The organism is Cryobacterium sp. Y50, assembly GCF_002929805.1.
GTDB lineage: Bacteria > Actinomycetota > Actinomycetes > Actinomycetales > Microbacteriaceae > Cryobacterium.
In genome coordinates this window covers 1-26,971 of record NZ_PJJM01000061.1, presented here as the reverse complement: position 1 = coordinate 26,971, position 26,971 = coordinate 1, and the positions used below count along the sequence as shown (strand labels likewise).

The 26,971-nt window shown below is 63.0% G+C and carries 24 protein-coding genes, 2 pseudogenes and 3 riboswitches; of the genes and pseudogenes, 11 read left to right on the top strand and 15 right to left on the bottom strand.

Annotated elements, in window-relative coordinates; translation table 11 throughout:
* Positions 1-132 precede the first annotated feature (132 nt).
* The 4 genes and pseudogenes from sufD (at position 133) to CXY73_RS02465 (ending at position 3,811) form a co-directional block, all read left to right on the top strand.
* Positions 133-1,458, top strand: coding sequence for a Fe-S cluster assembly protein SufD (gene sufD / locus CXY73_RS02485; protein WP_199185253.1), 1,326 nt, complete (start codon positions 133-135; stop codon positions 1,456-1,458).
* Positions 1,455-1,922 (top strand): Fe-S cluster assembly sulfur transfer protein SufU, encoded by a 468-nt coding sequence (gene sufU, locus CXY73_RS02480; RefSeq protein WP_104134239.1) that lies wholly within the window; start codon positions 1,455-1,457, stop codon positions 1,920-1,922. The genes sufD and sufU overlap by 4 nt, the downstream gene beginning before the upstream one ends.
* Positions 1,923-1,928: 6 nt before the next feature.
* Positions 1,929-2,480 carry an iron-sulfur cluster assembly protein gene (locus CXY73_RS02475; protein ID WP_104176718.1) on the top strand — a complete coding sequence of 184 codons (552 nt, stop codon included), beginning with the start codon at positions 1,929-1,931 and terminating at the stop codon, positions 2,478-2,480.
* Positions 2,481-2,738: 258 nt separating this feature from the next.
* Positions 2,739-3,811 (top strand): annotated as a pseudogene (locus CXY73_RS02465) (folate-binding protein YgfZ).
* 103 nt (positions 3,812-3,914) lie between these two features.
* Here CXY73_RS02465 and CXY73_RS21775 read toward each other — a convergent pair.
* From CXY73_RS21775 to thiO, 9 genes and pseudogenes are all read right to left on the bottom strand, one after another.
* Positions 3,915-4,085, bottom strand: a complete 171-nt coding sequence (locus CXY73_RS21775; protein ID WP_158253996.1) for a hypothetical protein — start codon at positions 4,083-4,085, stop codon at positions 3,915-3,917.
* A gap of 296 nt (positions 4,086-4,381) precedes the next feature.
* Positions 4,382-5,227, bottom strand: a pseudogene (gene thiD / locus CXY73_RS02460) (bifunctional hydroxymethylpyrimidine kinase/phosphomethylpyrimidine kinase); the annotation flags it as partial.
* A 62-nt stretch (positions 5,228-5,289) separates the two neighbouring features.
* The gene (locus tag CXY73_RS02455) at positions 5,290-6,099 is read right to left on the bottom strand and encodes an energy-coupling factor transporter transmembrane protein EcfT (RefSeq protein WP_104176724.1); all 810 of its coding nucleotides are present in this window, start codon (positions 6,097-6,099) and stop codon (positions 5,290-5,292) included.
* 8 nt (positions 6,100-6,107) lie between these two features.
* Positions 6,108-7,598: an ABC transporter ATP-binding protein gene (locus tag CXY73_RS02450; protein WP_233198091.1), complete on the bottom strand. Its 1,491-nt coding sequence runs from the start codon at positions 7,596-7,598 to the stop codon at positions 6,108-6,110.
* Between the two features lie 48 nt (positions 7,599-7,646).
* Positions 7,647-8,261: an ECF transporter S component gene (locus CXY73_RS02445; protein ID WP_104176715.1), complete on the bottom strand. Its 615-nt coding sequence runs from the start codon at positions 8,259-8,261 to the stop codon at positions 7,647-7,649.
* Between the two features lie 76 nt (positions 8,262-8,337).
* Positions 8,338-8,459: riboswitch (TPP riboswitch) on the bottom strand.
* Positions 8,460-8,575: 116 nt separating this feature from the next.
* Positions 8,576-9,736, bottom strand: a complete 1,161-nt coding sequence (moeB, locus tag CXY73_RS02440; protein WP_369831201.1) for a molybdopterin-synthase adenylyltransferase MoeB — start codon at positions 9,734-9,736, stop codon at positions 8,576-8,578.
* 5 nt (positions 9,737-9,741) lie between these two features.
* A complete protein-coding gene (locus CXY73_RS02435) occupies positions 9,742-10,605 on the bottom strand; it encodes a thiazole synthase (RefSeq protein WP_104176714.1) in 864 nt (287 codons plus the stop codon).
* A gap of 4 nt (positions 10,606-10,609) precedes the next feature.
* Positions 10,610-10,894 (bottom strand): sulfur carrier protein ThiS, encoded by a 285-nt coding sequence (gene thiS / locus CXY73_RS02430; protein WP_369831200.1) that lies wholly within the window; start codon positions 10,892-10,894, stop codon positions 10,610-10,612.
* Entirely contained in the window at positions 10,887-12,122 is a 1,236-nt protein-coding gene (gene thiO, locus CXY73_RS02425) for a glycine oxidase ThiO (RefSeq protein WP_104176721.1), read from the bottom strand. The genes thiS and thiO overlap by 8 nt, the downstream gene beginning before the upstream one ends.
* A riboswitch (TPP riboswitch) is annotated at positions 12,117-12,255 on the bottom strand. It overlaps the preceding gene by 6 nt.
* Positions 12,256-12,271: 16 nt before the next feature.
* On the opposite strand from thiO, the gene thiE reads away from it, so the two are divergent.
* Positions 12,272-12,916, top strand: a complete 645-nt coding sequence (thiE, locus tag CXY73_RS02420) for a thiamine phosphate synthase (RefSeq protein ID WP_104176713.1) — start codon at positions 12,272-12,274, stop codon at positions 12,914-12,916.
* On the opposite strand, the gene CXY73_RS02415 is transcribed toward thiE, so the two are convergent.
* Together CXY73_RS02415 and CXY73_RS02410 are read right to left on the bottom strand one after the other, a co-directional pair.
* Positions 12,913-14,292: an LLM class flavin-dependent oxidoreductase gene (locus CXY73_RS02415; RefSeq protein WP_199185252.1), complete on the bottom strand. Its 1,380-nt coding sequence runs from the start codon at positions 14,290-14,292 to the stop codon at positions 12,913-12,915. The genes thiE and CXY73_RS02415 overlap by 4 nt on opposite strands.
* Complete coding sequence (locus CXY73_RS02410; RefSeq protein ID WP_104176712.1) at positions 14,292-15,080, bottom strand: 3-oxoacyl-ACP reductase; 789 nt, start codon at positions 15,078-15,080, stop codon at positions 14,292-14,294. The genes CXY73_RS02415 and CXY73_RS02410 overlap by 1 nt, the downstream gene beginning before the upstream one ends.
* A 46-nt stretch (positions 15,081-15,126) precedes the next feature.
* Positions 15,127-15,234, bottom strand: a riboswitch (TPP riboswitch).
* A 1,077-nt stretch (positions 15,235-16,311) separates the two neighbouring features.
* Between CXY73_RS02410 and CXY73_RS23145 the strand changes: the two genes are divergently transcribed.
* On the top strand, positions 16,312-16,434 hold the full coding sequence (locus CXY73_RS23145) for a hypothetical protein (RefSeq protein ID WP_255411345.1): 123 nt from the start codon (positions 16,312-16,314) through the stop codon (positions 16,432-16,434).
* Here CXY73_RS23145 and CXY73_RS23140 read toward each other — a convergent pair.
* Positions 16,431-16,553: a hypothetical protein gene (locus CXY73_RS23140; RefSeq protein ID WP_255411344.1), complete on the bottom strand. Its 123-nt coding sequence runs from the start codon at positions 16,551-16,553 to the stop codon at positions 16,431-16,433. The two genes, CXY73_RS23145 and CXY73_RS23140, sit on opposite strands and share 4 nt — an antisense overlap.
* A 261-nt stretch (positions 16,554-16,814) precedes the next feature.
* Between CXY73_RS23140 and CXY73_RS02400 the strand changes: the two genes are divergently transcribed.
* A complete protein-coding gene (locus CXY73_RS02400) occupies positions 16,815-17,282 on the top strand; it encodes a Fur family transcriptional regulator (RefSeq protein WP_199185251.1) in 468 nt (155 codons plus the stop codon).
* Positions 17,283-19,517 carry a catalase/peroxidase HPI gene (katG, locus tag CXY73_RS02395; protein WP_104176711.1) on the top strand — a complete coding sequence of 745 codons (2,235 nt, stop codon included), beginning with the start codon at positions 17,283-17,285 and terminating at the stop codon, positions 19,515-19,517.
* Between the two features lie 772 nt (positions 19,518-20,289).
* Here katG and CXY73_RS02390 read toward each other — a convergent pair.
* From CXY73_RS02390 to CXY73_RS02380, 3 genes are all read right to left on the bottom strand, one after another.
* Positions 20,290-20,658 carry an iron-sulfur cluster assembly accessory protein gene (locus tag CXY73_RS02390; RefSeq protein ID WP_104176710.1) on the bottom strand — a complete coding sequence of 123 codons (369 nt, stop codon included), beginning with the start codon at positions 20,656-20,658 and terminating at the stop codon, positions 20,290-20,292.
* A gap of 145 nt (positions 20,659-20,803) precedes the next feature.
* Positions 20,804-21,796 (bottom strand): c-type cytochrome biogenesis protein CcsB, encoded by a 993-nt coding sequence (gene ccsB, locus CXY73_RS02385; protein WP_104176709.1) that lies wholly within the window; start codon positions 21,794-21,796, stop codon positions 20,804-20,806.
* Positions 21,797-21,972: 176 nt separating this feature from the next.
* The gene (locus tag CXY73_RS02380; protein WP_104176708.1) at positions 21,973-22,296 is read right to left on the bottom strand and encodes a hypothetical protein; all 324 of its coding nucleotides are present in this window, start codon (positions 22,294-22,296) and stop codon (positions 21,973-21,975) included.
* 481 nt (positions 22,297-22,777) lie between these two features.
* Between CXY73_RS02380 and CXY73_RS02375 the strand changes: the two genes are divergently transcribed.
* The 3 genes from CXY73_RS02375 to CXY73_RS02365 all read left to right on the top strand — a co-directional run bounded on the left by CXY73_RS02375 (position 22,778) and on the right by CXY73_RS02365 (position 26,567).
* Positions 22,778-23,737 carry a LysR family transcriptional regulator gene (locus tag CXY73_RS02375; RefSeq protein WP_104176707.1) on the top strand — a complete coding sequence of 320 codons (960 nt, stop codon included), beginning with the start codon at positions 22,778-22,780 and terminating at the stop codon, positions 23,735-23,737.
* Positions 23,738-23,859: 122 nt separating this feature from the next.
* The gene (locus CXY73_RS02370) at positions 23,860-25,047 is read left to right on the top strand and encodes an NAD-dependent formate dehydrogenase (RefSeq protein ID WP_104176706.1); all 1,188 of its coding nucleotides are present in this window, start codon (positions 23,860-23,862) and stop codon (positions 25,045-25,047) included.
* A 125-nt stretch (positions 25,048-25,172) separates the two neighbouring features.
* Positions 25,173-26,567 (top strand): OFA family MFS transporter, encoded by a 1,395-nt coding sequence (locus CXY73_RS02365; protein WP_104176705.1) that lies wholly within the window; start codon positions 25,173-25,175, stop codon positions 26,565-26,567.
* The last annotated feature ends 404 nt before the right edge of the window (positions 26,568-26,971 follow it).

Below are 26,971 nucleotides of genomic sequence, written 5' to 3'. Positions count from 1 at the left end.
GGTGCATGTTATGACCGCCGGAAGAATCGTGCGCTCTGGCGGCAAAGACCTGGCCGTCGAGCTCGAAGAGCACGGCTATACGAGCACGCAACAAGCTAACGCAGGGCGTCTGACACCGGTCGGGGTGGCCAGGTGACGCTGACGCGTGCAGCCGGCGGAGTGCTCGCCGGCCGCGAACCCCACCGCGACGACCGCGATCCCGCGTGGCTCCACGAGGCGCGGCTGGCCGCCCTCGAATGGGTGGGCGTGCACGGCTTCCCGACCCACAAGGACGAGGACTGGAAGTACACAGCGCTGGCCCCGATCCTCGCTGTGCCGTTCGAAGCCGCCACCGTGACCTCCAGCAACTGGGTAACCGCAGAAATGATCGACGCAGCAGCGGTCGACCTCGGCGGTCCACGATTGGTCTTCGTCAACGGACACTTCGCGCCCGAGCTTTCGCGGCTGACCGGCCTGCCAGCCGGCTCTGTCGTGACGACTCTCGCCGCGGTGCTGGCTGCGGGGTCTGATCGCCTCGAGCCCTTCTTCTCGCATACACCCGGCGAACATCACGCGTTCGCCGCCTTCAACGACGCACTCGCCGAGGACGGTGCATTCATCCACCTCACGTCCGGGGCAATTCTGGACGAGCCGATCCAACTCGTATTCTTCTCCAATGCCGGCGGAGTCCCCCTGATATCCAGTCCACGGTCGGTGATCATCGCCGATTCGGGCAGTCGCGCGACGATCGTCGAGACCTACGCGGGGACCGATGGCGACGTGTATCTCACCAATGCCGTTACCGAATTCGTCCTGGCCGATGACGCGCAGATTGAGCACTATAAGGTTCAGCTCGAACCCGTGACCGCGTTCCATCTGGCACTGCTCGACGTGCATCAAGGGCACAACAGCCGCTTCACCTCCCGCTCCGTCATGCTCGGCGCCAGCATCGCCCGCCACGAGGTGCGGGTACTTCTGGACGGCATCGGCGCCGAGGTCAGCCTCGACGGCGTCTACCTGCCGCAAGGCGATCAACTCCACGACAACACAATCTTCATCGATCACGCCGCGACCGACTGCACCAGTAACCAGCTGTACAAAGGCGTGCTGGACGGACACGGACACGGGGTGTTCAACGGGCACATCATGGTTCGCCACGGTGCCGACGGAACCGATGCGAACCAGAAGAACAAAAACCTGATTCTTTCCGACCGCGCCGAGGTCGACACCAGACCAAGGCTGGAGATCTACACCGACGACGTGAAGTGCACGCACGGTGCGGCAGTCGGCCAAATGGACGAGGAGGCGCTGCTATACCTGCAGGCTCGCGGAATACCATTGGAGGAAGCCCGCGGTCTGCTCATCTACGCGTTCGTACACGAGATGGTCGACCGGATTGCCATCGAGCAGCTCCGGACGCAGCTGGAACCACTCGTCGCTGGCCGGTTTAGGAAAGACGACCGCCCGGTCGAGGTATGAACGGGCAAGCGAGCGTGGGCATCGCCGGCCTCTACCAAGAAATGATCATCGAGCACGCCCGCAGTCCACGAAATTTTCGTGAACTGGCGGCCGCGACCTGCACGGTCGACGTGGTCAACCCACTCTGTGGTGACCACTTGACCCTCTACCTTGACCTCACCGACGGTGCTGTCTCCGACATTGCCTTCGAGGGAAACGGATGCGCCATCTCGCGGGCGTCCGCATCGCTGATGACCATGGCGGTGAAGGGTCTGCCACAAGGTGACGCCCTCGCCCTGTTCACTCGCGTCCACAGCATGCTGACCACCGAAACCGTGGATGAACAAGCACTGGTCGACGTAGGCAAGCTAGCTGCGCTGTCGGGGGTATGGGAATACCCGGGGCGGGTTAAGTGCGCCACCCTGGCCTGGCAGGCATTGCGCAACGCCCTCGAAACCGGCGACCACCCGAGCGAAAAGGAATAGACGACCATGGACTCAGGCCGGTACACAATAGTTACACTCAGCCAGAACGCGCAGGCGACGGTGATCCCCGGCGGCCAGCCGATGCTGCTCCAGGCAGGCGAAGAAGTTGTCGTGACACAGACCCTGGGCGATAGCGTGACCGTGCAAACCGCCATGGGTTACCTGGTGCGGATCAGTGCCGAGGACTCAGCCGCGCTCGGACTGATCAAGCCCGGCGCCGAAACAGTGATCCAGAATGATGGTCCGTTCGACCTGGACCAAGTGCTGGACCAGCTCAAGAACGTTTTCGACCCGGAAATCCCGATCAATGTCGTGGACTTGGGACTGATCTATCTCTGCCAAGAAGAGTTGCTTGCTGATGGTTCCCACCGAGTCGAAGTCAAAATGTCCATGACCGCTCCGGGTTGCGGGATGGGTGACGTACTCAAAGAAGACGCCCGCACCGCAATCCAGGCGGTTCCCGGCGTCAGCGACATCGACATCGAACTCGTCTGGGACCCACCCTGGGGCCAGGACCGAATCTCGGAAGCCGCCAAGCTCCAACTCGGAATGTACTGACCAAGCACGGCCGTACCACGACAGGACGGCCCCGGCCTGTGTTAGGTCACCTGTGAGCGCTGCGAGCGAAAGGCATCACAGCGCAAAGGATGAACGAAGGAATCGGCTTGCCACAGCTCAACAACAACTCCCACACCAGCATCCAGGTCCACGACGCCACGCCGGGTGCCGCCACGAGGTATGGGTCCTGGCCGCGGTCCCGGGACATCAGAGCGCTCGCCCACAAACTGGCCATGTGCGCTTCGGGACATCTCGCTCATGTCGAGTGAATTCCTCAACAGGCCCGGTACCGTCGATGCCGGTGATGGGACCAACTCCGGTGTGGCCGCCCACTACGGGAACCCGATCTTCGAGCAGCGCGAGCTGGCTAAGGGAACCGCGATCGCCTGAGCTGGATCAACTCGCTGACCAGTCAGAGTGTCGCCCACCTGGCACCAGGCGAATCCACAGAGACCCTGCTGCTGGATACGACTGGTCGGATCGAATATGCGGTTCGTTTGATCGATGACGGTACCAACCTGTGGCTATTGCTTGAGCGGGAAAAAGCATCCGGGCTTCTGCAGTGGCTGGGCAGCATGCAATTCGCGTTGCGGGTGGAACTTGCGGATCGTTCCGTCGATTTCGCGACAATCGGCACCCTCGGCCAGCCTCAGCTCCCGGTAGCCGCCCCGCATGGCCTTCCACTGGTTTGGCGCGACCCGTGGATGAATGTGGGCCAAGGTGGGCACCAGTACGCGGTAGCGATACGACACCCGGCCGCAGGCTGGACCTACAGCGAGTTGCTACTGCCCCGCACCAAACTTGCCGGCATCGCCGCCTCCGATATTCCTGTCGCTGGACTGCTCGCTCTCGAAGCGTTGCACATCGCCGCGTGGCGTCCACGTTTTGCCACCGAAGTCGATGACAAAACCATTCCCCATGAACTGGATTGGTTACGCACAGCCGTGCACCTGAGCAAAGGCGGTTATCGCGGCCAACAGACGGTGGCCAAAGTCCATAACATCGGCCATCCACCGCGCAGACTCGTCATGCTTTACACGGACGATTTTGATACCGTGCTGCCGGCGCACGGGGACGACGTTGTACTGCCGAACCAGGACGGCCAGGACAAAAGTGTGGGCCAGGTGACCTCGGTTGCCCGGCACTTCGAATTAGGACCGATCGCACTCGCAGTCGTCAAACGCGGTACCGATCCAACCACCGAACTTCTCGTGCGAACCGCTAGCCGTGACATACCAGCGCGGCAGGTAGTGATCGTACCGCCGGATGCGGGCGCCTCATCCTCAGCTACCGTTCCTCGCCTGCCGCGCCGCAGCCCGGCGCGGAGGTAATTCAGTTCCTGTGCTGTCCATGTGAACAGGGCGAGCGCAACAGACGTCCTAACTTCCCCGCTCTGTCTCGATCGTCGTTCTCACCGGCTCTTCGTTCGTGCAGCTAGGCGAGACGGCCACCGACGCGTCGCAACTCGATCTGCCGGGTCGAAAGCTCCTGCCGCACGGCGTACACCACATCGCGGGTCTTGTCGCAAACCAGGATCTCCGTTCCTGCCAATAGATCCCACGGCCATCGCCTCGACACCACGAAAAAACCGCCAGAGACAGCCATTTTGTATGCCGCTCTTCCATTGCAAATATTTCCGAACCTTGACAGCCAGATCAGTCCCAAAAATTGATTCTATCCCAGTTCAAAAATGACGACGGAACTGACCGGGAACTCCCTCTAGCCTCGATAATCGCTGGCTATGCGGTCATTGCGCCCAGGTGCTTCTCCTGATGCATGGTGTTACGACGGTCTTGAACCGACGAGATTCTTCTCCGCCGGGAGGGCCACTGGAAGCGATTTTCTCTGAAGGCACGGTGATCTGGTGCGCAGAGTCAGCCGAGAGGGGGCCGGCCGGCAAACAGCTGGTGAAAGTGATTGATCGGCCCGTTGCCGGAACCGACTTCGAGTTCGTCCGCGTAAGTCAGCGCATCCTGTAGCCAGGCCTTGACCCGCGAGAGCGACGCGGCCCAGTCACCCGTTTGGGCCTGAGCCGTTGCCATGGCCGAGGAAAGCGAACAGCCCGTGCCGTGCGTGTTGCTCGTGTCCACGCGCGGCGAAGTAAACTCGACCACGGTGTCGGCCAGCAATCCCTGGGTGTTGACCAGCGCATCCGGACAGCTGACACCCGTCAGGTGTCCACCCTTGACCAGCACTGTCGCCCCGGAGATCCGGGATAAGCGCTTGCCCTGTTCCACCGCCTCGAGCCAACTGCCGGCGGTCGGCTCCTGCAGCAGCACCGCCAGTTCGGGGATATTAGGGGTGATCAGATCGGCGAGAGACACCAAATCCCGCAAGGCCTGCTCGGCGGATGGCGCCAGGAGACGGTCCCCGCTCGTGGCCACCATGACCGGATCCAGCACCACCAGGGGAGGACGGATGGCTTCCAGCCACGAACGCACCTCCCGGATCACATCGACGTCGGCCAGCATGCCGATCTTGACGGCATCGATCACGACGTCATCGCTGACCGCGTCGAGCTGCTCGCGGAGAAACTTCACCGGCGGGGTGTGCACGGAACGCACCCCGCGCGTATTCTGAGCCACCAGGGCGGTCACCACGGCCATGCCGTAGCCACCGTTGGCCGCGATGCTTTTCAGGTCCGCCTGGATACCTGCGCCGCCGGTGGGGTCGGTGCCGGCGATACTGAGCACTCGGGGGGTCGACCTCAAACCCAGTCTGGTGGCGTGGCTTTTCAAGTGTGGCATCCCACCGTTCGTGCTCGGATACAGGTTCACCGGGTATTCCTCTCTACTCGCTCCGGTGCTTTTCAGGTCCACACGGGGTTCCAGGTGTGGAGGGTAATTGCGGCCGTCATAGCAGCACCGGTGATGATCACGCCGGCCGTCATGACCCACAGGTCGATGACCCTGAAGTTGGATTCGCGCGCCCACGTGCGTTGGCGCCCGCCGAAGCCCCTGGCCTCCATGGTCACGGCCAGTCTGGTTGCCCGCCGGAGGGCCTGCACCAGCAAGGCCAGGCCCTGGCCGACGGATGCCGTGAACCGGCCCAGGAAACCGACGTTCGAGCCCACACCGCGAGCCCGGCGGGCCATGCCGAGGGTCTGCCATTCCTCGACCATGAGCCCCACCAGACGCAGCGCGGCCAACGCCCCGAGCACAAAACGATGCGGCAACCTCAGATTCTGGGCAAGCGAATCGGCCAGGTCCGTCGGATCGGTGCTGGCGAGCAGAATAATGCCCGGCAGGGCGATGGCGATGCCACGCAGCACAATGGCCAGTCCCGACTCCAACGAGCCTTCAGTGAAAACCAGCGGCCCCCAATCGAACAGCACGCCCCCGGTCTTGGGAGCCAGGAGGGCCGTTCCGTAGCCGCCAACCAGTGCGGCAGCCAGAATCGGCCAGCCGCGGACGACCAGAATACGGATGCTGACCCCGGCCAGCGGCAGCACTGCCAGCTCTAAGACCAGTGCCACGGTCGCGGACGCCCAATCGATGGTCAGTAGCAGAGCCAGCGTCAGGAGCAGGGCGGCGGCGAGCTTGGACAACGGGTTGGCGTTGGCCAAAAGCCAGGTGGATCGGGGCACAGCGGTGACGTCGGCGCTCACTCCAGCCCTCATGTCGGCGCTCATGCCAGGGCCTCGAGCGCGACACGGTCAGGTTCAAGGTGTAGTCGGCGCCCGCCTAAAACCTTGGTGAATTCCTCGTCGTGGGTGACGGAGACGACGGCCGTACCGGCATCCAGCAGCTCGGTGAGCAGTCCGGCCAATTCGGCCCAGGTGTTCGAGTCCTGTCCGAAGGTCGGCTCGTCGAGCACCAGAACCTGCGGGCTGGCCGCGAGCACGGTGGCAACGGACAACCGACGCTTTTCGCCCCCCGACAGGGTGAACGGGTTGGCCGCGGTCAGATGCGTGAGGCAGAGCCGCTGCAGAAGGTCGTCCACGCGTTCCTCCCCCCGGCCCAGGCGCCGCGGTCCGAAGTTCAGCTCGTCCAGCACATTGCCGGTGACGAACTGGTGCTCCGGTTCTTGAAAGACCGTGCCGATTCGAGCGATGAGCTCTGACCCGGTCCAGGCAAAGGGATCAGGCCCGGCTTCGCGGCGCAGCACGGTGGATGCGACGACCTCACCCTGGGCGGCGGGCAGGAGCCCGGCCAGAGTCAGGGCGACCGTGGATTTTCCGACGCCGTTGGGGCCGGTGATGCTCAGTGCCTCCCCAGCGAACACCTCAGCCGAAAGTCCTGTTATCACGGGGGTGACCGGATGCCGCCGTCTCAGCCGCCGGCGGGAAACGCCGAGGCCTGACGCACTCAGGAGCACTGAGCGATCGGTTCCGCGCAAGCCTCCGTTCTGGTCGGTCGGCGGATTCACGCGGCTTCGGGTCTCGGGGACGAAACCCGGAACCCACACTCCGGCCTCGATCAGCATCCGGCGGGCCTGGTTCAGCACATTAGCGGGTGAACCATCGATCATGACGCCTCCGCCGGGCTCCAGAACGACAATCCGGGTCGCCACACCCGCCCAAATGGCCACTCGATGCTCGACCACAACCAGGGTCGCCCCGGTGCGGTCAAGGGTTCTCACCACCGCGTCGCGAACCTCGAGCACGCCCGCCGGGTCAAGGTTCGCCGTCGGCTCATCCAGCAGGATCAGGCCCGGCCGCATGGCCAGGATGCCGGCCAGCCCGAGGCGTTGTTTCTGGCCGCCGGACAGCCGCGAGGTCGGGTAGTCCAGCGGAAGGTTCAGTCCGACGGCATCGAGCGATTCGTGCACCCGCCGCCAGATTTCCCCCCGGGGTACCGAGAGATTCTCCGCGCCGAATGCGACGTCGTCACCCAACCGGGAGAGAACCACCTGTGAATCCGGGTCTTGCTGCATCAGCCCGGAACGGTCGCGCTGCTCGACGGCCGGCCGGCCGTCGATCAGCAGGCGGCCGAATTCGGAGGCCTCCTCGTCGCCGCCGAGAACGCCGGCCAAGGCGTGGAGCAGTGTCGACTTACCAGCTCCGGAAGGGCCAAGGAGCAAAACGCGTTCCCCGGGCTCAATCGTCAGGTTCAGGTCGGCGATCGCCTTGCGGGTGCGGCCGGAATGTTGCCAGCCCCAGCCTGCGGCGGACACCATAGCTGGCCGCACCCCGTCGTTGCCGTGGTTCTTCGGGACACCCATTCGTCAGAACACGGATTCCGTCGCGGCCCGGCGGGCGGCCAGGTTGGACAGCGCGCCCGTGCGGCCAAGGCCCCGCACGGCCAGCCAGGACAACAGGCCGGCAATGACGGCCCCAGAGACGGCACCGAGAACCACGTAGACGATCTTCCAACCGAACGCCCACTCGGCGTTGCTGCTGAAGCTGGCATGGATGCCCATCGCCACACCGGCCAGCGCCCCGGCGAGCACGGCGACCGGCAGTGTGAACTTTCGGTAGCCAAACAGCGCGAAGGCCAACTCGGCCCCGACGCCCTGAATCAGGCCCGAGAGAATGACGGTGAGTCCGAAGGCCGAGCCCAGCAGTGCTTCGACGACGGCGGCCAGCAGCTCGCAGTAGAGCGCGGCCCCTCGCTTTCGGATGATCAGACCGCCGATGACGCCGGCAATCAGCCAGCCGCCGCCATAGAGTCCGCCGAGCGGCGGAAAGGCCGCCGTGATGACCGCGATGCCCGCGTATCCGGCCGACCAGGCCCAGAAGATGACACCAACGGCGACGGATACGACGGAGGCGACGACGATATCGACGACGCGCCACTCGCGCGTCTTTTTCTTTACAACTGTGGTTTCGGTGTTGGTCATGATGTCCTCCTGAGGAAACAGGAGGGGAGAGGCATCCATCGAAAGCGGGTCTGGAATCAGGCCCGATGCCGCTGATGTCTCTGAGAACTCGACTCCCTTCGCCGGTACTAACCGGATCAGGTTCGAGGGTCTGCGTGTGAACGCACTCTCAGCGCCCGACTTCGCTCTTTGCGAGCCGGCGCTCCCCTGTCGTTATGTGGTGTTGTGGTGCCGAAAGACTCGGCAGGTCTTGTTTACACGGGGTTTCGGACGAGGTCAAATCCGCGCCGCGGCCAGCTCGCGCGTGGTCGCGAGGCATCGGCTAACTCATTTCTTTAATACGTCGGCTTGGACGGTTCAATTTCTTTCACCCATGCCAGCACTCCGCCCTGCACGTGCTGAACTCGGGTGTAGCCGCGGCGCCGGAGTTCGGCCAGCACGTCGGCCGAACGCGCGCCGGCCTTGCAGTGCAGCACGATGTCCCGATCCTGGCGCAGTTCCGGGATCATCTCTTGGGAGAGGATGTGGCCCTGCGGAATCAGCCGGGAGCCGGGGATGCTGACGATGGCGTGTTCGCCCGGCTCCCTGACGTCGATCAGATCGAAGTCACCCCGGCCGGCCTCCCGCTCGCCGAGCATCGTGGCCAGTTGGTGCACGGTTATGGTGTCTTCGACGCCCGGAACCGGTTCTGGAACCACGCCGCAGAAGAGTTCATAGTCGACCAGTTTCGTGATCGGCAGGCCGGCGGGGTCCTCACGCACGGTGATCTCTCGCCAGGACGCGGCCAGTGCATCGAACAGCAGAACGCGCCCCAGCAGGGTGCGCCCGACGCCGGTGATCAATTTCACGACCTCGGTCACCATCATGGACCCGACGGCTGCGCAAAGCATCCCGAAGACCCCACCCTCCGAGCACGACGGAACGGATCCCGCAGCGGGCGGCTCTGGGTACAGATCCCGGTAGGTCGGTCCGTGTTTCTCCCAGAAGACGCTGACCTGCCCATCGAAGCGCAAGATGGACCCCCAGACACAGGGTTTGCCGAGCAGGGCGGCGGCGTCGTTGACCAGGTAGCGCGTGGCGAAGTTGTCGGTTCCATCCACAATCAGGTCGTAGTCGGCAAACAGCGCGAGGGCGTTGGGCGAATCGAGCCGAGTGTCATGAAGCCGCACCGTGACCAGCGGGTTCAGCTCCGCGACCGCGTCACGGGCCGAATCCAGTTTGGACCGCCCCACATCCGTCACACCGTGAATCACCTGACGCTGCAGGTTACTGAGGTCGACGATGTCGTCGTCGACGATCCCGAGAGTGCCAACACCGGCGGCGGCAAGATAGAGCAGCACCGGCGAGCCAAGGCCGCCGGCGCCGATCACGAGCACCTTGGCGTTCTTCAGCCTTCGCTGGCCGAGCATGCCGATCTCGGGAATCATGATGTGCCGAGAATAGCGTTCCATTTCCAAGGCGGTCAGGGCGGCGGCTGGTTCCGCCACAGGTGGCAGCACACTCACAGGTCTGGGCGTCCTTCCATGGCGGAAGATGCCAGGGCGTGCTGGCGTTTCGGTATTCGCCCGGCCTGGGCGGCGAGCCGACCGGCGATGACGGCATGTTTGAAGGCCGAAGCCATTCGCACCGGATCCTGCGCCCTCGTCACGGCCGTGGCCAGAAGCACGGCGTCACAGCCCAGCTCCATCGCCAGCGCCGCATCCGACGCCGTGCCGATTCCGGCATCGAGTACCACTGGAACATTGGCCCGGGCCACGATCAGCTCAATATTGTGCGGGTTGAGGATGCCGAGGCCCGTGCCGATCGGGGCGCCGAGCGGCATGATAGCGACGGCTCCCAGATTCTCCAACCGCAACGCCAGCACCGGGTCGTCGTTGGTATAGGCGAAGACCTTGAAGCCGCGCGCGACCAGCCCTTCCGTGGCGTCTACCAGCTCGACGGCATCCGGCAGCAACGTGTGCTCCTCGGCAATGACCTCCAACTTGACCCAGTCGGTTTCCAGCGCCTCGCGGGCCAGCTCCGCCGTCAGCACGGCTTCGCGGGCGGTGAAGCAGCCGGCCGTGTTGGGGAGCACACGGATTCCGTTGTCGATGAGCAGGTCAAACAGGGACCCGGCCATGTCGGGGCTGTACCGGCGCATGGCCACGGTCGTCAGCTCAGTACCGGAAGCCAGCAGGGCAGCGCCCAGCCCGTCGAGGCTCGGGGCTCCGCCGGTGCCCATAATCAGACGCGAGGTCAGGTGCACCCCGTCGATCAGCAACGAATCACGACCCGTTTCTTCGCCGACGCTCGCGGATTCATGGAGGCTCGCGCGTTCCTGGAGACGGGCGGATTCATGGAAATTCAGTGTGTCCCGGGTAATCATCGGTCTAGCCTCCCTGCACTGCCGCGATGATTTCGATGTCGTCACCGAGGTTCAGTGCCGTGGTCGACCACTGGCTCCGCGGCACCACGGCGGCATTCAGGGCGACGGCGACGCCGAGCCGCTTCCCATCCGCCGCCTGACCGTCCGGCGCAATCCGGCGTCCGGTTGCCTCCCCGATCAGATCGGTGACGGTCTCGCCCCGCGTGTGCGCACGCGCGGCTCCGTTGAGGGTGATGCCGGGCAGCGTTGCGTCGGTCAGGCGTGTTTCAGCCACGGATATTTCAGCCAATCTGGGCCTCCTTCGAGATGGTGGGTCGTGAAAAACGGTCGGGACGAAAGCGGCTCCACCGTGCGTCGGTCGTGCCGTCAATCAGTTGCCTGCAGAGCTGAGCCGCGATCGGGGTGAGCAGCACACCGTGGCGGAAAAAACCCGTTGCGATGATCAGACCGGCAATGTCTCGACCGCCGAGTCCCGGGGCGCGGGACACGCGTCCGAGCAGCGGCGCATTGTCGGGTGTTCCCGGCCGCGCGCGGGCCGTGGTCTCAATGAGTTCCAACTCGGCGACGGCGGGCACGAGCACCTGGGCATCCCGCAGCAGTTGATGCACACCGCCGGCGGATACCGCCGCAGAACCGTCCTCGCGGGAAGTTGCGCCGATCACGAGCGTGCCGTCGGAACGCGGAACGAGATACACCGGTAGGCCGCGGACCAGTCCGCGAATGGTTGCCGTGAGCAGTGGCTGGAGGCGCTCTGGAATGCGCAGGCGCAGGATGTCTCCGTAAACGGAACGCAGCGGTAATTTCAGCCCGGCGGGCAGCCCGTCGAGCTGGGAAGCGGCCAGGCCGTTGGCGACGATCACCTCGCCCGCGTTCACCGAAGAGCCATCGGCGAGGGTGACGCCGGTGACTCGCGATGTGGTATCCGAATGGTTTTCATGCACCAGCCGGACGGCGTTCTGACGAATCGAGTGATTGTGGGTCCATTTGTCGTTCCTGGCGGTGACCGCGATGGCGGATTCCAGCCGACCGGCCAATAGTCGGGGATCGGCCTGATGATCCTGTTCGACGTTAAAGGCGCTGGACAGTTGGGGACCCAACAGGGGTTCCATGGACCGTGCCTCGCGGATGGTCAGCGGCTGCACCAGTAGTCCATGTCGAAGCTGCACCTCGCGCAGATCGGCCAACGCCTGTCGGTCGGCGGCGTCCGCGCCCACGGTTATCGTTCTGGTCAGCCGGTACCCGGTGGAGGCTTCAGACGTCTCGAGCGGTTTCACAAAGGCTGGATACAACGCCGCGGAGGCCAGCGTCAGCTCCAGGAGGTCTTCTTCCTGATAGTGCAGCTCGCTGACCGGAGCCAGCATGCCTGCTGCCGCATATGTTGCTCCTGAGGCCGGCGCTGGGTCGATGACGGCGACGGTACGGCCGGATTGCGCCGCAGTCCAGGCAATTCCGAGACCGATAATGCCAGCGCCGATCACGGCCACATCTACGTCTGCCAGAACATGTGATTCAGTCAAAAAGCATTCCTTCCCTACGCCGGTACTAGCCGGATCAGGTCTGTTGTTGAACACAACACGGTCGGCCGGTGAATGAGTAACCGGTGCCCTCTCAGCCTGTCTCCCCGATGTGGTGCAGGCTCCCGTAGATCGCCTTTAGTATAGTTCCAATGGCCCACGATCACGCCCAGCTGTACCTGTGCACGGATGCCCGCACCGAGCGCGGTGATTTTTCTGCGTTCCTGGATGCCGCCTTCGAGGGGGGAGTCGACATCATCCAGCTCCGGGATAAAACCCTCGAGGCTGCCGAGGAACTGGAACTCCTGCGCGTGCTCCAGAGCTCAGCCGAACGCCACGGCAAGTTGTGGGCCGTCAACGACCGGGCGGACATCGCATCCGTCAGCCAAGCGCCGGTCTTGCACATCGGCCAGAAAGATCTTCCGCTGGCTTCCGCCCGCTCTCTTCTGGGCCCCAAAACCAGAATCGGACTCTCCAGCCATACGCCGGAGCAGGTGACCGACGCGCTGGCCGCCCCCGGCCTTGACTACTTCTGTGTCGGCCCGGTCTGGGCGACGCCCACCAAACCCGGGCGTGCCGCCGTCGGGTTGGAACTGGTGCGGTACGCCGCGGAACGGGTGCTGGCGGCCGAAAGCGCGCAGCCCTGGTATGCCATTGGGGGCATCGACCTGGAAAACGTCGAGCAGGTCGTCGCGGCCGGAGCGAGTCGTATCGTGGTCGTTCGTGCGATCACCGAGGCGGCGGATCCGACGGAGGCCGCGCGGAAAATCCACGCTTGCCTGCCACCACTGGATTAGGCCTCGGGTGTCGGAGACTCAGGAGCCAGAGCCTCGACTGATACGGGTGACTTTGGCCGGGGCAGGCCGAGGTGTCCGCGCAACGTGCTGGCGGCATACTCGCGGCGGAACAGCCCCCGCCGCTGCAGCACCGGAACCACATGGTCCACGAAATCGTCGATACCTCCCGGCAGGGTTGGCGGCATCAGATTGAAGCCGTCGGCGCCGCCGTGTTCAGACCATCGGGTCATCCTATCCGCAATCTGCTCCGGAGTGCCCACCATCGTGGCGTGCCCGCCGCCGGCCGCCAGGCGGCCCAGCAGCTCGCGCACAGTCGGGCGCGCCTTGGACTCGACGGTGGATTGTTCGGTGGCGATGATGCGCAGGATGGTGGCGTATCGGCCTTGGGGCCCAGTGAATTCGCTCAGCGGTGGCAGGGCCGGAATCGGCGCGTCCAGCTCCCAGTCCATGCAGTCCTGCCCGATGAACTGGCCCAGCTGGCGGAGGGAATCCTCGGCTGGCAGCAGGTCGTCCAGCTCCCGTTGCAGCGCCCTGGCCTCGGCTTCGGTGGAACCCACGTAGGTCACGAGCCCCGGCATGATCGCCACGGCATCCGGGTTGCGACCGGCTGCGCGAATCCGGGCCTTGACCTCGAGGTAGTACTCGCAGGCACTGTCAAGATCGGCGGCGACGGCGTAAATGGCCTCCGCCCGGCGGGCGGCCAGCTCTCGGCCAGGCTCGGAGGATCCGGCCTGAAACAGCACCGGATGCCCCTGCGGCGGGCGCGGCACGTTCAGTGGCCCGTCCACCCGGAAGTGTTCCCCGCAGTGGTTGATCGGGTTCACGCGGCCCGGGTCCGCGTAGTTGCCGGCCCGGTCATAACGCAGCGCGTCATCGGCCCAGGAATCCCACAGTCGCAGAACGACGTCCACAAACTTGTCGGCGCGGGCATAGCGCCCCGCGTGGTCCGGCATCTGCTCCAGCCCGTGATTGCGGGCCTCAGCGTCGAACATGGATGTCACGACATTCCAACCGACTCGGCCACCGGAAATATGGTCCAATGATGCCAGCATCCGCGCGGCGTGGAACGGGGTGTAAAACGTGCTGGAGACGGTGCTGACCAGCCCGATTCGCTTCGTGGCCCGACTCATGGCGGCCAGGGCTGTCAGCGGCTCGAGGAACCCGCGGAGGCCATCGGCGACATTGCCGGCCGACTGACCGTCCGCGAAGAACACCGCATCCAGCAGTCCGCGCTCGGCCGTGCGGGCCAGCTCCTCAAAATAACCGACATCTCCCAGCCGCTCCGCCGACGATTCCGAATGCCGCCACGCCGCTTTGTGGTGCCCGCAGCCCGAGATGAACAAGTTCAGGTGCATGCTGCGCACTGCGCGGGGCATCAGCCCATCACCAGTCCGCCGTCAACCACCAGATTTTGTCCGGCAACCGATCGCGACCAGGGAGAGGCGAAGAAGAGCGCGGCGTCCGCGAACTCCTCCGGCGTGGTGACCCGGCGAAGGGGTGTTCCGGCCGCAATCAGGTCAAAGACCGCTTCCGGCGTGGCCGAGCTGGCATCCGTGGTGCGCAGGAGTCCGCCCGAAACCATGTTTACGGTGATGCCGTCCGGGCCCAGATCGTGCGCGAGGGTGCGGGTCAGCGAAAGCAGAGCAGCCTTGGCCGCGGTGTAGTCGTGGTAAGGGACCACCGGGTTTTGGAAGAGGTTGGTGCCAACATTGATGATCCGCCCAAAGCCGGTCGCACGCATCCCGGGCAGCGCCGACTGCACGGTGTTGAGGGCACCACGAACGGTACCGGAAAATTGCTGATCCAGGTTTTCCCAGGTCAATGCGCCCGCGTGCGGCCGGGCATCCCCATTGAACGAGAAATCGGCAAGGGCATTATTGATGACGGTGTTGATCGGCGAGCCGAAATACGCCGCCGCCTCATCGACCAGGGCAGCGACCTGGGCAGGATCACACACGTCCGCCTGAATGGACACCGCTCGTTTCGGGAATGCGGCGGCGGTTTCTCGGGCGGCGGCGGCACTGCCCACATAGTTAACCACCACTCGGGCGCCTTCGCCTAGGAACGATTGCACCAGGCGGGCCCCGAGCCCACGGGCGCCACCGGTGACCAACACCACCTGGTCACGGATGGGCAGGGCAAGAGAGAGTGTTGCAGAGGTCATGGAACTGCCTTTCAACCGGGGCGAAGGCATGAACCGCGCGGCTAGCGTTCCCGGGTTCGGACATCCCTTCGCCAGTGCTAACTGGATCAGGTTCGACGGGTGTCATCTCAGCTCCGGATCGGCCTTCGCCGGCGGGGCACCCCGTGTCACTGCTACCGACGATAGCCCACCGATGACACCTATTCAGCTCGTCGGCGTGTCGTGCTGATGATTTATCGTTTTGGCGTGAGACTTTTCGAATCCGCTGTCGTGCCCGTTCGTGCGCAACTACTACGCGGGCGATGGTGTCGGTAGATGGAAGACTCGGTACTCCACATTCCTTACTCGATGATTCGCGAACTCACTGACCACCGCGATGACGAACGCTCCGCCGGAATCCTCCGGCGGAGCTTTTTCAAGCCCGACCATCGTCACCGCACATGACACCCCCAGCAGCTCGCCGTAAGCCTCGACGGCAAGGCCAACCAGAAACCATCGACGCCCGCGTCCTCGCGGACGACGACCAGGCGAAGCACCCGCGCGAAGCGATCCGGTCACAGCGCGGGCGTGCACCGAAAGTGCGGCGAGCTGGTAGATCAGCGGTGCAACAACATGAACGTGGCGGACTTTCCGGCTGAGATGCACCCAGGTATCAGATGCAACTCCACCGACAGGCAGGTGGATGATCGTTTACCCGGTCCTGGGAAATGTCCGTCAGGCGCGGGAGGTCAGGACGGGCATGACCTCATGGTGACGAACGCTTTCGATACGTCAGGATTGTAGCACTAGACGCCCCGCCATCGGACTTACTCTCGGGCGGGGCAAACAGCGCGGACCGAGAACCAGCCGAGCTGATTGGCCGAGATATCGCGGAACTGTCCGCTCAAGGTCCGGCGGATTCAACCGGTCGTCGCAACGATGGGCTTTTCTGGCTCTTATAATAGTCGTTGCATGGCTTGAGCGGGTGTGCTGCCGTCGAGTGTTTTGCGGGGCCGATTGCTGCGCGGCCGTGGCCTTCATCAACCGATCCCAGGTGGCGCTATGCTCGACTTCGCGAGCTACCTTCTGGGCCAGAGCCCGGCACCGGTCGAAGGGGAAGAACGATGGGCGCCATAGCCCGACATTTGGCTGCCAAGTAGACCTCGACGACGCACGGGACGCGCTGCGTGAAGCCTGGCTTCGCTCGGAGAAAGGGCGAGTCGAGATCACCTGCGATGGCGGTCATGGGCGCGCGGGCACTGCGCTGGCGTGTATGGCCGTGCTCGACGGCGTGCCGGCCGACAAGGCAGTGAAGTTCGTTCGCGAGTACTGCAACCCACGCTTAGTCGAGACACCGTGGCAACGCCGGCACGTCGCGCGCTTCACCGCGGACTAACCGATTCGCCTAGCGACCCCCACCGGGCGGTAGCGCGTCCAGCCTTCTCGAACGAGGCGCCTGACGATGATGATCGCGTGGGCGAGGGCGAGGAACGCGTCGATCACTCCGATCTTCATCCGGTAACTTTATCGGTCCGCGATCACCGCAGTGGGGTGGATTTCCGGACTGCTTCACCCGTTGCAGTCCGGGGACGTGAATGTTTACTTGCTCTATGTGTTCATCGCGGTGACATCGCTTATGCGGCGGCCGCGGTGCGACCGGGCACCCGTTGTTTGCATCGACCTTCTCAGGACACACAGGTATTCCAATTCCGGGAGCCCAGATCGCAGAGAACTCGTTCTCTTGATTCAATCAAGAAAAAGGAGCAGACTCAATGCATGCTCGAACTCGTGGATGTTCAGAACATGCTGCGAGAAGCAGGGCTGCGTGTGACCCGCCCGCGGGTGGCGGTGCTGCGCGCGGTTCACTCACACCCACACGCGCAGACGGACTCGATCATCGGCGCGACCCGCGCAGAGCTTCCCGACGTGTCGCATCAGGCCGTCTACGACACACTGCACCGATTAACGACGGTCGGGCTGTTGCGGTGCATCCAGCCCGCGGGTTCGCTGGCGCGCTATGAGGCACGGATCGGAGACAACCATCATCACGCGATCTGCCGCACCTGCGGCGCTATCATCGACGTCGACTGCGCGGTCGGCGAGGCACCCTGCCTAATCCCGTCCGATGATCACGGCTTCGTGATCGATGCGGCCGAGGTCGTCTACTGGGGTACCTGCCCCGACTGTTCTTCTGCCAACGTCACTGACCCTGATAACAACCGACCCAGCATGGAAGGATCCTGAATGCCCGAGAACCACGGCGTCGTCGTAACCGACGATGACACGACCGAACCAATTGCCGACGGATGCCCCGTTCCCCACGGACAGCGCACCACGTCGCCGAGCCAGGGTGGCGAAAATCGCGGCTGGTTTCCCGAGAAACTGAACGTGAAGATTCTCGCCAAGGAGGCGGGTGTGACCAACCCGCTCGGTGAAAACTTCGACTACGTGGCAGCGTTCAACTCGCTCGATCTCACCGCCGTCAAGGCGGACATCGAGACGGTACTGACCACATCGCAGGATTGGTGGCCCGCCGACTTCGGCCACTACGGTCCGTTGGTGATCCGGATGGCCTGGCACAGCGCCGGCACCTATCGCGTCTTTGATGGCCGCGGTGGGGCCGGAACCGGCCAGCAGCGGTTTGCACCCATCAACAGCTGGCCGGACAACGTCAACCTAGACAAGGCCCGTCGCCTGCTCTGGCCCATCAAGAAGAAGTACGGCCAGAACATCTCCTGGGCGGACCTGATGATTCTCTCTGGAAACGTTGCCCTCGAATCGATGGGCTTCAAGACATTCGGCTTCGCCGGCGGTCGCATCGACGCCTGGGAGCCCGACGACGACGTCTACTGGGGCCCGGAGACCACCTGGCTCGACGACAAGCGCTACACCGGCGACCGTGACCTGGAAAAGCCGCTGGCCGCCGTGCAAATGGGCCTCATTTACGTGAACCCGGAGGGCCCGAACGGAGAGCCCGACCCGCTGGGCTCGGCCCGCGACATCCGCGAGACGTTCAAGCGCATGGCTATGAACGACGAGGAGACGGTGGCGCTGATCGCCGGCGGACACACGTTCGGCAAAACCCACGGTGCCGCTCCCGACAGCCACCTCGCCCCCAATCCCGAAAGCTCGCCGCTCGAAGCGCAGGGACTGGGCTATGAGAACTCGTTCGGCACCGGCAAGGGTGACGACACCATTACCTCGGGCCTTGAAGTCACCTGGACCTATCACCCGGCGCGGTGGGACAACGAATTCTTCCACATCCTCTTCGCGTACGAGTGGGAGCTCATGGAGTCCCCGGCCGGTGCCAAGCAGTGGCGGCCGAAGAACGGTGCCGGCTCGGATATGGTTCCGCTTGCCCACGACGCCTCGCGGCACCGTGAGCCGCGCATGCTCACCAGCGACATCGCGCTGCGGGTCGACCCCGCCTACGAGGCGATCAGCCGTCACTTCGCCGAGGATCAGGACGCCCTGGCGGATGCCTTCGCCCGCGCCTGGTTCAAGCTCACTCACCGCGACATGGGCCCCAAGGCTCGCTACCTCGGCCCGGAGGTTCCGACCGAGGAACTGATCTGGCAGGACCCGCTGCCCGACGCGATCGGTGACGCCATCGGTGCCACCGAGATCGCCACCATCACGGAACGCCTGCTCGCGTCGGGGCTCACCGTCTCCCAGCTGGTCTCCACCGCGTGGGCGTCCGCATCGACCTTCCGCGGAAGCGACAAGCGGGGCGGCGCAAACGGTGCGCGCATCCGCTTCGAGCCGCAGAAAAGCTGGCCGGTCAACAACCCGGCCCAGCTGACCAAGGTACTGACCGCCCTGGAAAGTATTCGGAAGGATGTCAACGCGTCGTCCACCCGGCAGGTATCGCTGGCCGACCTCATCGTGCTTGCGGGCAATGTCGGAGTCGAGCAGGCGGCGCAAGCTGCCGGCTTCCCGGTCGTGGCCCCGTTCACGCCCGGCCGTGTCGATGCTCTCGAGGAACAAACGGATGCTGAGGCATTCACTTACCTGGAACCGGTTGCCGACGGTTTCCGCAACTACAGCGGTCCCCGCGCCATGCTCCCGGCCGAGTACCACCTCATCGATCGGGCGAACCTGCTCACCGTGAGCGCACCGGAAATGACCGTGCTGGTCGGTGGCCTGCGCGTGCTCGGCGCCAACTACGACAGCTCATCGCACGGCGTGTTCACGATGACTCCGGGCGTTCTCACGAACGACTTCTTCGCGAACCTGCTCGACATCGGCACCAAGTGGAGTGCGCTCGACCCGGGAGAGCACGCGTACAGTGGCACTGATCTGGCAACCGGCGAGCCCAAGTGGGTCGGTACGCGTGCGGACCTCGTGTTCGGCTCGAACTCCGAGCTGCGGGCCGTCGCGGAGGTCTACGGCAGTGACAACGCCAAAAAGAAGTTCGTCGACGACTTTGTCGCGGCCTGGACCAAGGTGATGAACCTGGACCGCTTCGACATTCGCTGACGAATGGCGGGGCCTAGGCCATTACGGCCGGGCCCCGGCTTCGCAACGTGCCGTGGCCGACGCGATTCCTGCGCTTGACCTGCTTCGAATTCGAATACGCGTTGGCGTCGACGCAAACGACCGTTCACGACGAGGCTGCCACGTAGCCGTTCAATGGACGGCAGCGGTGAACTCAGTCATAAGAGTGAGCAGCCGATCACAATCGCTACTTTTCGTTTCCTCGACAGCCACGAGATGTGCTGGTTGGGGAGCCGACTGCCGCTATTCTTGGCTGGCCAGGGGCTGGCGATGATCAGATAACCGGCCCCAGTTCCGGGTGCGACCTCATATCCTGCTCCGTACAGCACGGCTGCTTGCGCTCCGAGAAATGGTCGCAAGCCTGAGCCTGGCTTCAGCATCGGAGCCGAGAAGTGATGATAGACGTGGCGAAGCCTATTGCCGACCCAGCTCTCATACCGGAAAAGGAGACGGCACCGAAGGCAGCCGACGCGACGGCATGGCTTGACTACTTTCTGTCGTAGTACGCCGTGGGACCCGTGTGCCGGGTTGCGGGTGCTCGTGACAGCCGCATGGGACCTCGTCAATAAGGTAACGCGTGGCGACATAAGGCATACGGATACATTCGCCGCGGCCCAGGCTCTCGGGCTCGTCACGAGAGTTGTTCAGCCACTTCGCTCAGAAACGGACGGACAGACACCTTCTTCGCGAGCAGTAAACGCGATTGGGAGACCATCCCCGCGGATGATCTCCTCGAAAACCGTGTGAATCGCGACTAGCTGAAGGAATCTCCACAGGCGCAACTGCTGCCCGCGTTCGGGTTGTCGATGGTGAAGCCCTGCTTCGCAATGGTGTCCTCGAAGTCGATGGACGCCCCCTCAAGATACGGCACACTCATCTTGTCCAAGACGACCCCAACACCGTCAAAGTCGACCAAGGCATCACCGTCGAGCACACGCTCGTCAAAATAGAGCTGGTAGACCAGGCCGGAGCAACCACCGGGCTGAACGGCAACGCGCAGGTGAAGGTCGACGCGGCCCTCCTGAGTGAGCAGGCTACGAATCTTCTGCGCAGCGGCGTCAGTGAGGCCAACACCATGGGATGTGGTGCTGGGGGCAATGGTGTCTGTGATGGTGGCGGTCATGGTGCTCCTTTAGGCTATCTACGCTGGGCTTCACGCTGGTGCGGTCTCGCCTGCACACGGCTTCAGAAATACTCTAGGCTTTTCTTACACTTCCGTGGGTTATTTTCGGCTCGAGAGGGAGAGGTCCCAAGTGGAAGCGAAGTGTTTACAGCCCCGAGTACGAGTGCAGGCCATTGAAGAACACGTTCACGATGCCGAAGTTGAACATGACGGCGGCGAACCCGATGATTGCCAGCCACGCCGACCGTGAACTACGCCATCCGCGGGTCGCTCGTGCGTGGATGTAACCAGCGTAGAGGACCCAGACGATGAAGGTCCAGACTTCCTTCGTGTCCCAACCCCAATAACGTCCCCAGGCTTTTTCAGCCCAGATCGAGCCGGCCATAAGCGTAAAGGTCCAGAGGATAAATCCAAGGATGTTGATCCGGTAGGCGAGGTTTTCGAGGGTCGCGGCTGAGGGCAGCGTGGCCAGGAACCGCAGGCTAACGGTTTTGGCGTCGGCTAAGAGACTTTCGCGCCTGAACTGCAGAAGCTGAACCACGGACAGCGCGAAGCCGAGCGCGAAAAAGCCCGTGCCAAGTGACGCCACGAAAACATGGATGACGAGCCACGCCGACTGCAGTGCTGGCGGTAAGGGTGCGACCTCGACGTAGAACTTGAGGGCCGCAATACCCAGCAGCACCAGAATCAGCCCGATGACGAACGTGCCGAGGAAGCGCAGGTCGGCCTCCGTCAGCACGATCAGAAACACTGTAATGATGAGAAGCGTGCCGGTCATCGCGAACTCGTACATATTCGCCCACGGAACACGACCGGCGGCAACACCGCGCAGCGCATCGGCCATGAGGTGCAAAGCCCAGGCGAGCACGGTAAGCGACACGCCTACGCGCATGCTGGCCGAGCGGTCATACGGGGTGGTCGCGTCATTCGCAATGCGTGCACTGAGGCGAGTGAGGGTGGTCGTGGCGCCACCGGATGCCCCCACACCGGCCTGCGCGGGGTTGGCAGCCACGGCATCCGTCGCCATGCCTACTGCCGACGAACGCTTCGCCAGGTCAATCGCGAAGGCGATGAATGCCAGCGCATACACGGCCATCGCCGAATACAAGCTGAGGATAGAAAGCTCATTGAGCTTCATAATGCAAGCCTAAGCCTGAACCGCCTCAGGTCTCGTGGTGCCCACAACGATCGGGACCCAAACGGCGCTACCCCACTCAACCCAGGAACCGTCATAGGTGCTGACCCTCGCCCTTGAGCAGGGGGGCAGCACGAACCAGGTGCGACTCGAACGCCCGGCAATACGGCAATACGGCATCACACGATGACATTGTCGCCCTCGGTGAGAACGGCCTCGCCCCGATAAATGGCGTCGAGCTCGTCGCGGGCCGTGAACGGATAAACCGACATTGATGTGCACTCACCGCTGCACTCCTCCGAGGACCGCACGTCGAGCAACGGGTTACCAAAGTGGGCGAGCACATCATCCTTGAACGCACGGATGGGTGCGTCACCCGCGGAGCCACCTGGCACTCCGCGGGTGACGACCGTGGCATCCGTTGTGATTTCCCGACCCCGTGATGCAGTTGTCCCAGCCGCCACCGAGCCGATGAACAACTTCGTGGCCAAGAAGGTGAACACCCACAACGCGTATGCGGCCCACCAGTTGCTTTTTCATGTGGGGTTGGTTACGGCGGTCCGTAGGGTGCGGGAAGCATGTGCCCGACGTTCATGTGCAGACGCTCGATTGATTTACGGAGTCTCCGGGTCCCGCGGATAGGCGGGGAGTGGTTTCAACCGGTCGCCCTAGTGGTGGATCTGGGGTGGTGTTGTACGTCTCCCGGGGTGACGACGTAGGCGTCACCCCGGTGACGATGGGTTTTAGCGCGTCCGGATTTGGTTTTGGGTGGTCGGCGGCGTCAAGCTGACAATGATTTGGTGGGTTTTCAGCGGTCGTCCACGGCGACAACTGCCCCTGCTCTATCCATCGAAGTAGCCTTAAGGCTGACTGCGCTGGCGGGCGACAAGAACTGCGCATGGGTCGATTCTGTGTCAGGGTGGTGGACCAATATGATTCGGGGCAGGAGGTCAGGATCATCACTCTCGAATCGAAGGAGAACGTGTGCTTTTTCGCCAACTTGAATATTTTGTAGCTGTCGCAAGGGAGCGACATTTCGCGCACGCGGCTGCCGCGTGTCACGTTTCCCAGCCCGCCCTGTCTGCGGGAATTAGCAAACTAGAGCAAGAGCTCAATGTCTCTCTCATCAACCGTGATCACGCTTTTGAAGGGCTGACTGCGGAGGGTGAATTGTTGGTGATTTGGGCAAAACAAATTGTGGCGGAACGTGACGCGTTCAAGGCGGAGGTTCAGGCTCTCCAATCCGGCGTGACCGGTGTGTTGCGGCATGGCGTCGTGCCGAGCGCATCGACAACGGTCGCATTGCTGGTCGCCGCGTTTTGTGCCGCTCATCCGTTGGCAAAAGTGCAGATAAAATCGGCGCTATCTTCGACCGAAATCGGACGCCGATTACATGACTTCGAGCTGGATGCTGGTGTGACGTACCTCGATGCTAGCGAAGACCCAAGACTCGATGTCGTACCTCTCTATGAGGAGCACTACGTGCTCATTGCCTCCGAGAGGCTCATTCCCGACATATCCACCACGATGACCTGGGCACAAGCGTCCCGGTTACCACTTGCCGTGCTGACGCCGGAAATGCGCAGCAGACAAGTGATCGACGCAGCGTTCTCGCGGAACCACGTGCAGCTGGCACCTCAGGTGGAGACGGATTCGATTGCGTCCCTCCACGCCCAGATGAAGACAGGCCGGTGGGCGAGCATAGTGCCGCATACGTGGGTGCAAACTATCACCCCATCTCCGCGGACACGAGTTATACCGCTGGTCGATCCGATCGCAACCGCACGCGTTGTCGTGGCGATCAGCGCGCCTTCGCCTGGTTCGGTCATTGCTCGTGCGTTCGCGGCGGTTGCAGCGAAGTTGTCGCTGGATGAACTGTTCGACCAGGAGCTTTCGATGGGTTTGTCGGGTACTGCTGCATCCGCAGTGAAGGCGGTTCGATAGCTGACAGCTATCGGCTGGTCGATTTCTGGTCTTGGACAGGCTGGAGAGGTGAGGCAGAAACTGGGTGAAGCGCATCAGCCGGGCGCGACACCTGTCAGACCGGCGTCTCAGGAAGAGGCCACATGGCCAAGATTCTCCTCGTGCTCTACCCGGACTCCGTTACCGGGTACCCACCGCAATACGCGCGCGATACCCTCCCGGTGCTTGACGGTTACCCCGGCGGTCAGACGCTGCCAAGCCCTTCCGCCATTGACTTTACCCCGGGTGAACTACTGGGATCGGTCTCCGGCGAACTTGGCTTGCGCAAATTTCTTGAATCGGCCGGACACGAATTAGTTGTCACCTCGGACAAAGACGGTCCGGATTCGGTGTTCGAGCGGGAACTTGCGACTGCAGACATCGTGATTTCCCAACCGTTCTGGCCGGCCTATTTAACGAAAGAGAGGATCGCGAAGGCACCGAACTTGAAGCTTGCGATCACGGCAGGCATCGGTTCAGATCACGTCGACCTCGACGCAGCAATCAGCCAGGGGATCACCGTGGTCGAGGAGACGTACAGCAACAGCATCAGTGTCGCAGAGCACGCGGTCATGCAAATCCTTGCCCTCGTTCGTAACTACCTCCCGTCCCACGAATGGGTCGTCAATGGTGGCTGGAACATCGCCGACAGCGTCGAGCGCGCGTATGACCTCGAAGGAATGAACGTCGGTGTCATCGCGGCCGGCCGCATCGGCCGTGCCGTCTTGCGCCGACTCGCACCGTTCGACGTCCACTTGCACTACACCGACAAGAACCGGCTGTCCCCCGAGCTTGAGCGTGAACTCGGCCTGACTTTCCACCCGGATGCTGCCTCTCTCGTGCAAGCCGTCGACGTTGTATCGATCCATGCACCGTTGCATCCGGAGACCTATCATCTCTTCGACGACGCTCTGATCGCATCGATGAAACGCGGCTCTTACATCGTCAACACGGCCCGCGCCGAGATCACAGACCGTGACGCGATCGTACGCGCTCTCGAGTCAGGGCAACTCGCCGGATATGCCGGCGACGTCTGGTACCCGCAGCCACCGGCGGCCGACCACCCCTGGCGCACGATGCCGCATAACGGCATGACCCCCCACGTTTCAGGGTCGACTCTTTCCGCTCAGTCTCGTTACGCCGCGGGCACCCGGGAGATTCTCGAAGACTGGTTCGCCGATCGACCTATTCGGGACGAATATCTCATCGTCAACGGCGGGCAACTCGCTGGCGTTGGTGCCGCCTCCTACACGGCCGGCGGTGAATCGAGCCCTGGTAGTGGCGGCCATTAAGACAGCTGAAGTAGTACTGGATGGAGGAGGTTGCCGTGACTGTAATGCCGCTGGCAGCCTGCTCCGCCCCCACCACGCAGCCATGGCTGCTCTGCACATCACAACCATAACAACGGAGTTATCTTATGAGTTGGCTCGATCGAGAACGCACCATCGCCCCTCCCGAGTTCAACCGTTGGCTGATCCCGCCGGCGGCCCTCGCCGTGCACTTGTGCATCGGCCAAGTGTACGCATCCAGCGTCTACAAGACCGCTCTGGTGGAGTATTTTGACGCCAGCCTGACCCAAATCGGCGTGATCTTCTCTATCGCCATCGTTATGCTCGGGCTCTCGGCCGCGACCATGGGAACTTGGGTAGACACGAACGGCCCGCGCAAGGCCATGTTCGTCGCGGCACTGTTCTGGTCTGGTGGGTTCCTGATCGGATCCCTCGGTATTTTCTCCCACCAACTGTGGCTCGTTTATCTCGGGTACGGTTTCATCGGTGGGATTGGCCTGGGTGTCGGTTATATTTCGCCGGTGTCAACGCTGATCAAGTGGTTCCCGGACCGGCCGGGCCTCGCCACCGGTATGGCCATCATGGGCTTCGGCGGTGGCGCCCTGATTGCCAGCCCGATCTCCACGGTCTTACTCGCCCGGTATGACCCCAATTCGGCTGCGGCCGGCTGGGTAGCCAGTGGCGACGCAGTCGGGAAACTGTTCCTCACTCTCGCCGTCATTTACCTGGCTTACATGATGTTCGGCGCGTTCACGATCAAGGTGCCCGCCGCGGGTTGGAAGCCCTCCGGCTACGACCCGGCCAAGGCCAAGGCCAAAACGCTGGTGACCAATAATCATGTGTCGGCATCAAACGCAATCAAGACCAAGCAGTTTTGGCTCGTCTGGATTGCGCTCTTCTGCAACGTGACAGCGGGCATCGGGATCCTCGAACAAGCCGCACCCATGATCCAGGACTTCTTCCGCCATAGCGATGGAACGTCCCTCGTGACGGCCATCGTCGCCAGCGGTTTCGTCGGTCTATTGTCCATTGCCAACATGGGCGGCCGATTCGTCTGGTCTGCGACGTCAGATATCACTGGACGCAAGAACATCTACATGGTTTATCTGGGCGTCGGTACCGTTTTGTACGTACTACTTGCGCTTATCGGATCCAGTACGACGGCCCTGTACGTGATTCTGGCGTTCATCATCATTTCTTTCTACGGCGGTGGATTCTCGGCGGCACCGGCATATCTGCGGGACCTCTTCGGCACTTTCCAAGTCGGCGCCATCCATGGCCGTCTACTGACGGCCTGGTCCGCCGCCGGTATCGCCGGCCCGCTGATCGTCAATGCCTTCCTGGATGCCCAGGGCACCCCGGGCGAGCTCACGGCCCAGGCGTATCAGCCAGCACTATTGACCATGGTCGGGCTGTTAGTGGTCGGCTTCATCGCCAACCTGCTCGTGCGGCCCGTCGGTCCCACATTCCACGAACCCGATCCGCCTCGCTCAGCGGCTCGAGAAATCATCCGAGAGGCCTGACATGAAGAGGGCACAACTCGCACTCGGCTGGATAATCGTCGGGGTCCCATTGATCTTTGGCATCTACCAAACCCTCACCAAGGTTACGGTGCTCTTCAGCTGATCTGGCGGGAAAGAGCACACGTGTAAAGCTCCGCGGAAGCGAGCATCAGTCCCGATCTGACTGTCGTGAAGCCTATAGGCGTTATTCCGGAGGAAATGTGCGCCATGCCCCGCAGCATCTGTGAACGATGTCTCCAGACATGACAATGGTCGGACTGACGGGTAAGGCTAGCCGCTACCTCGTCCGAACTGCGCCACCAGTTGTCTGGACTAGCGCTACGCTACGTGATGCTCCTATAGTTGTCAATTGTTTTTTTGGATGGCTTTTTGCTTGTGGAGCCAGTCCCGAAATTGGTTAGCGA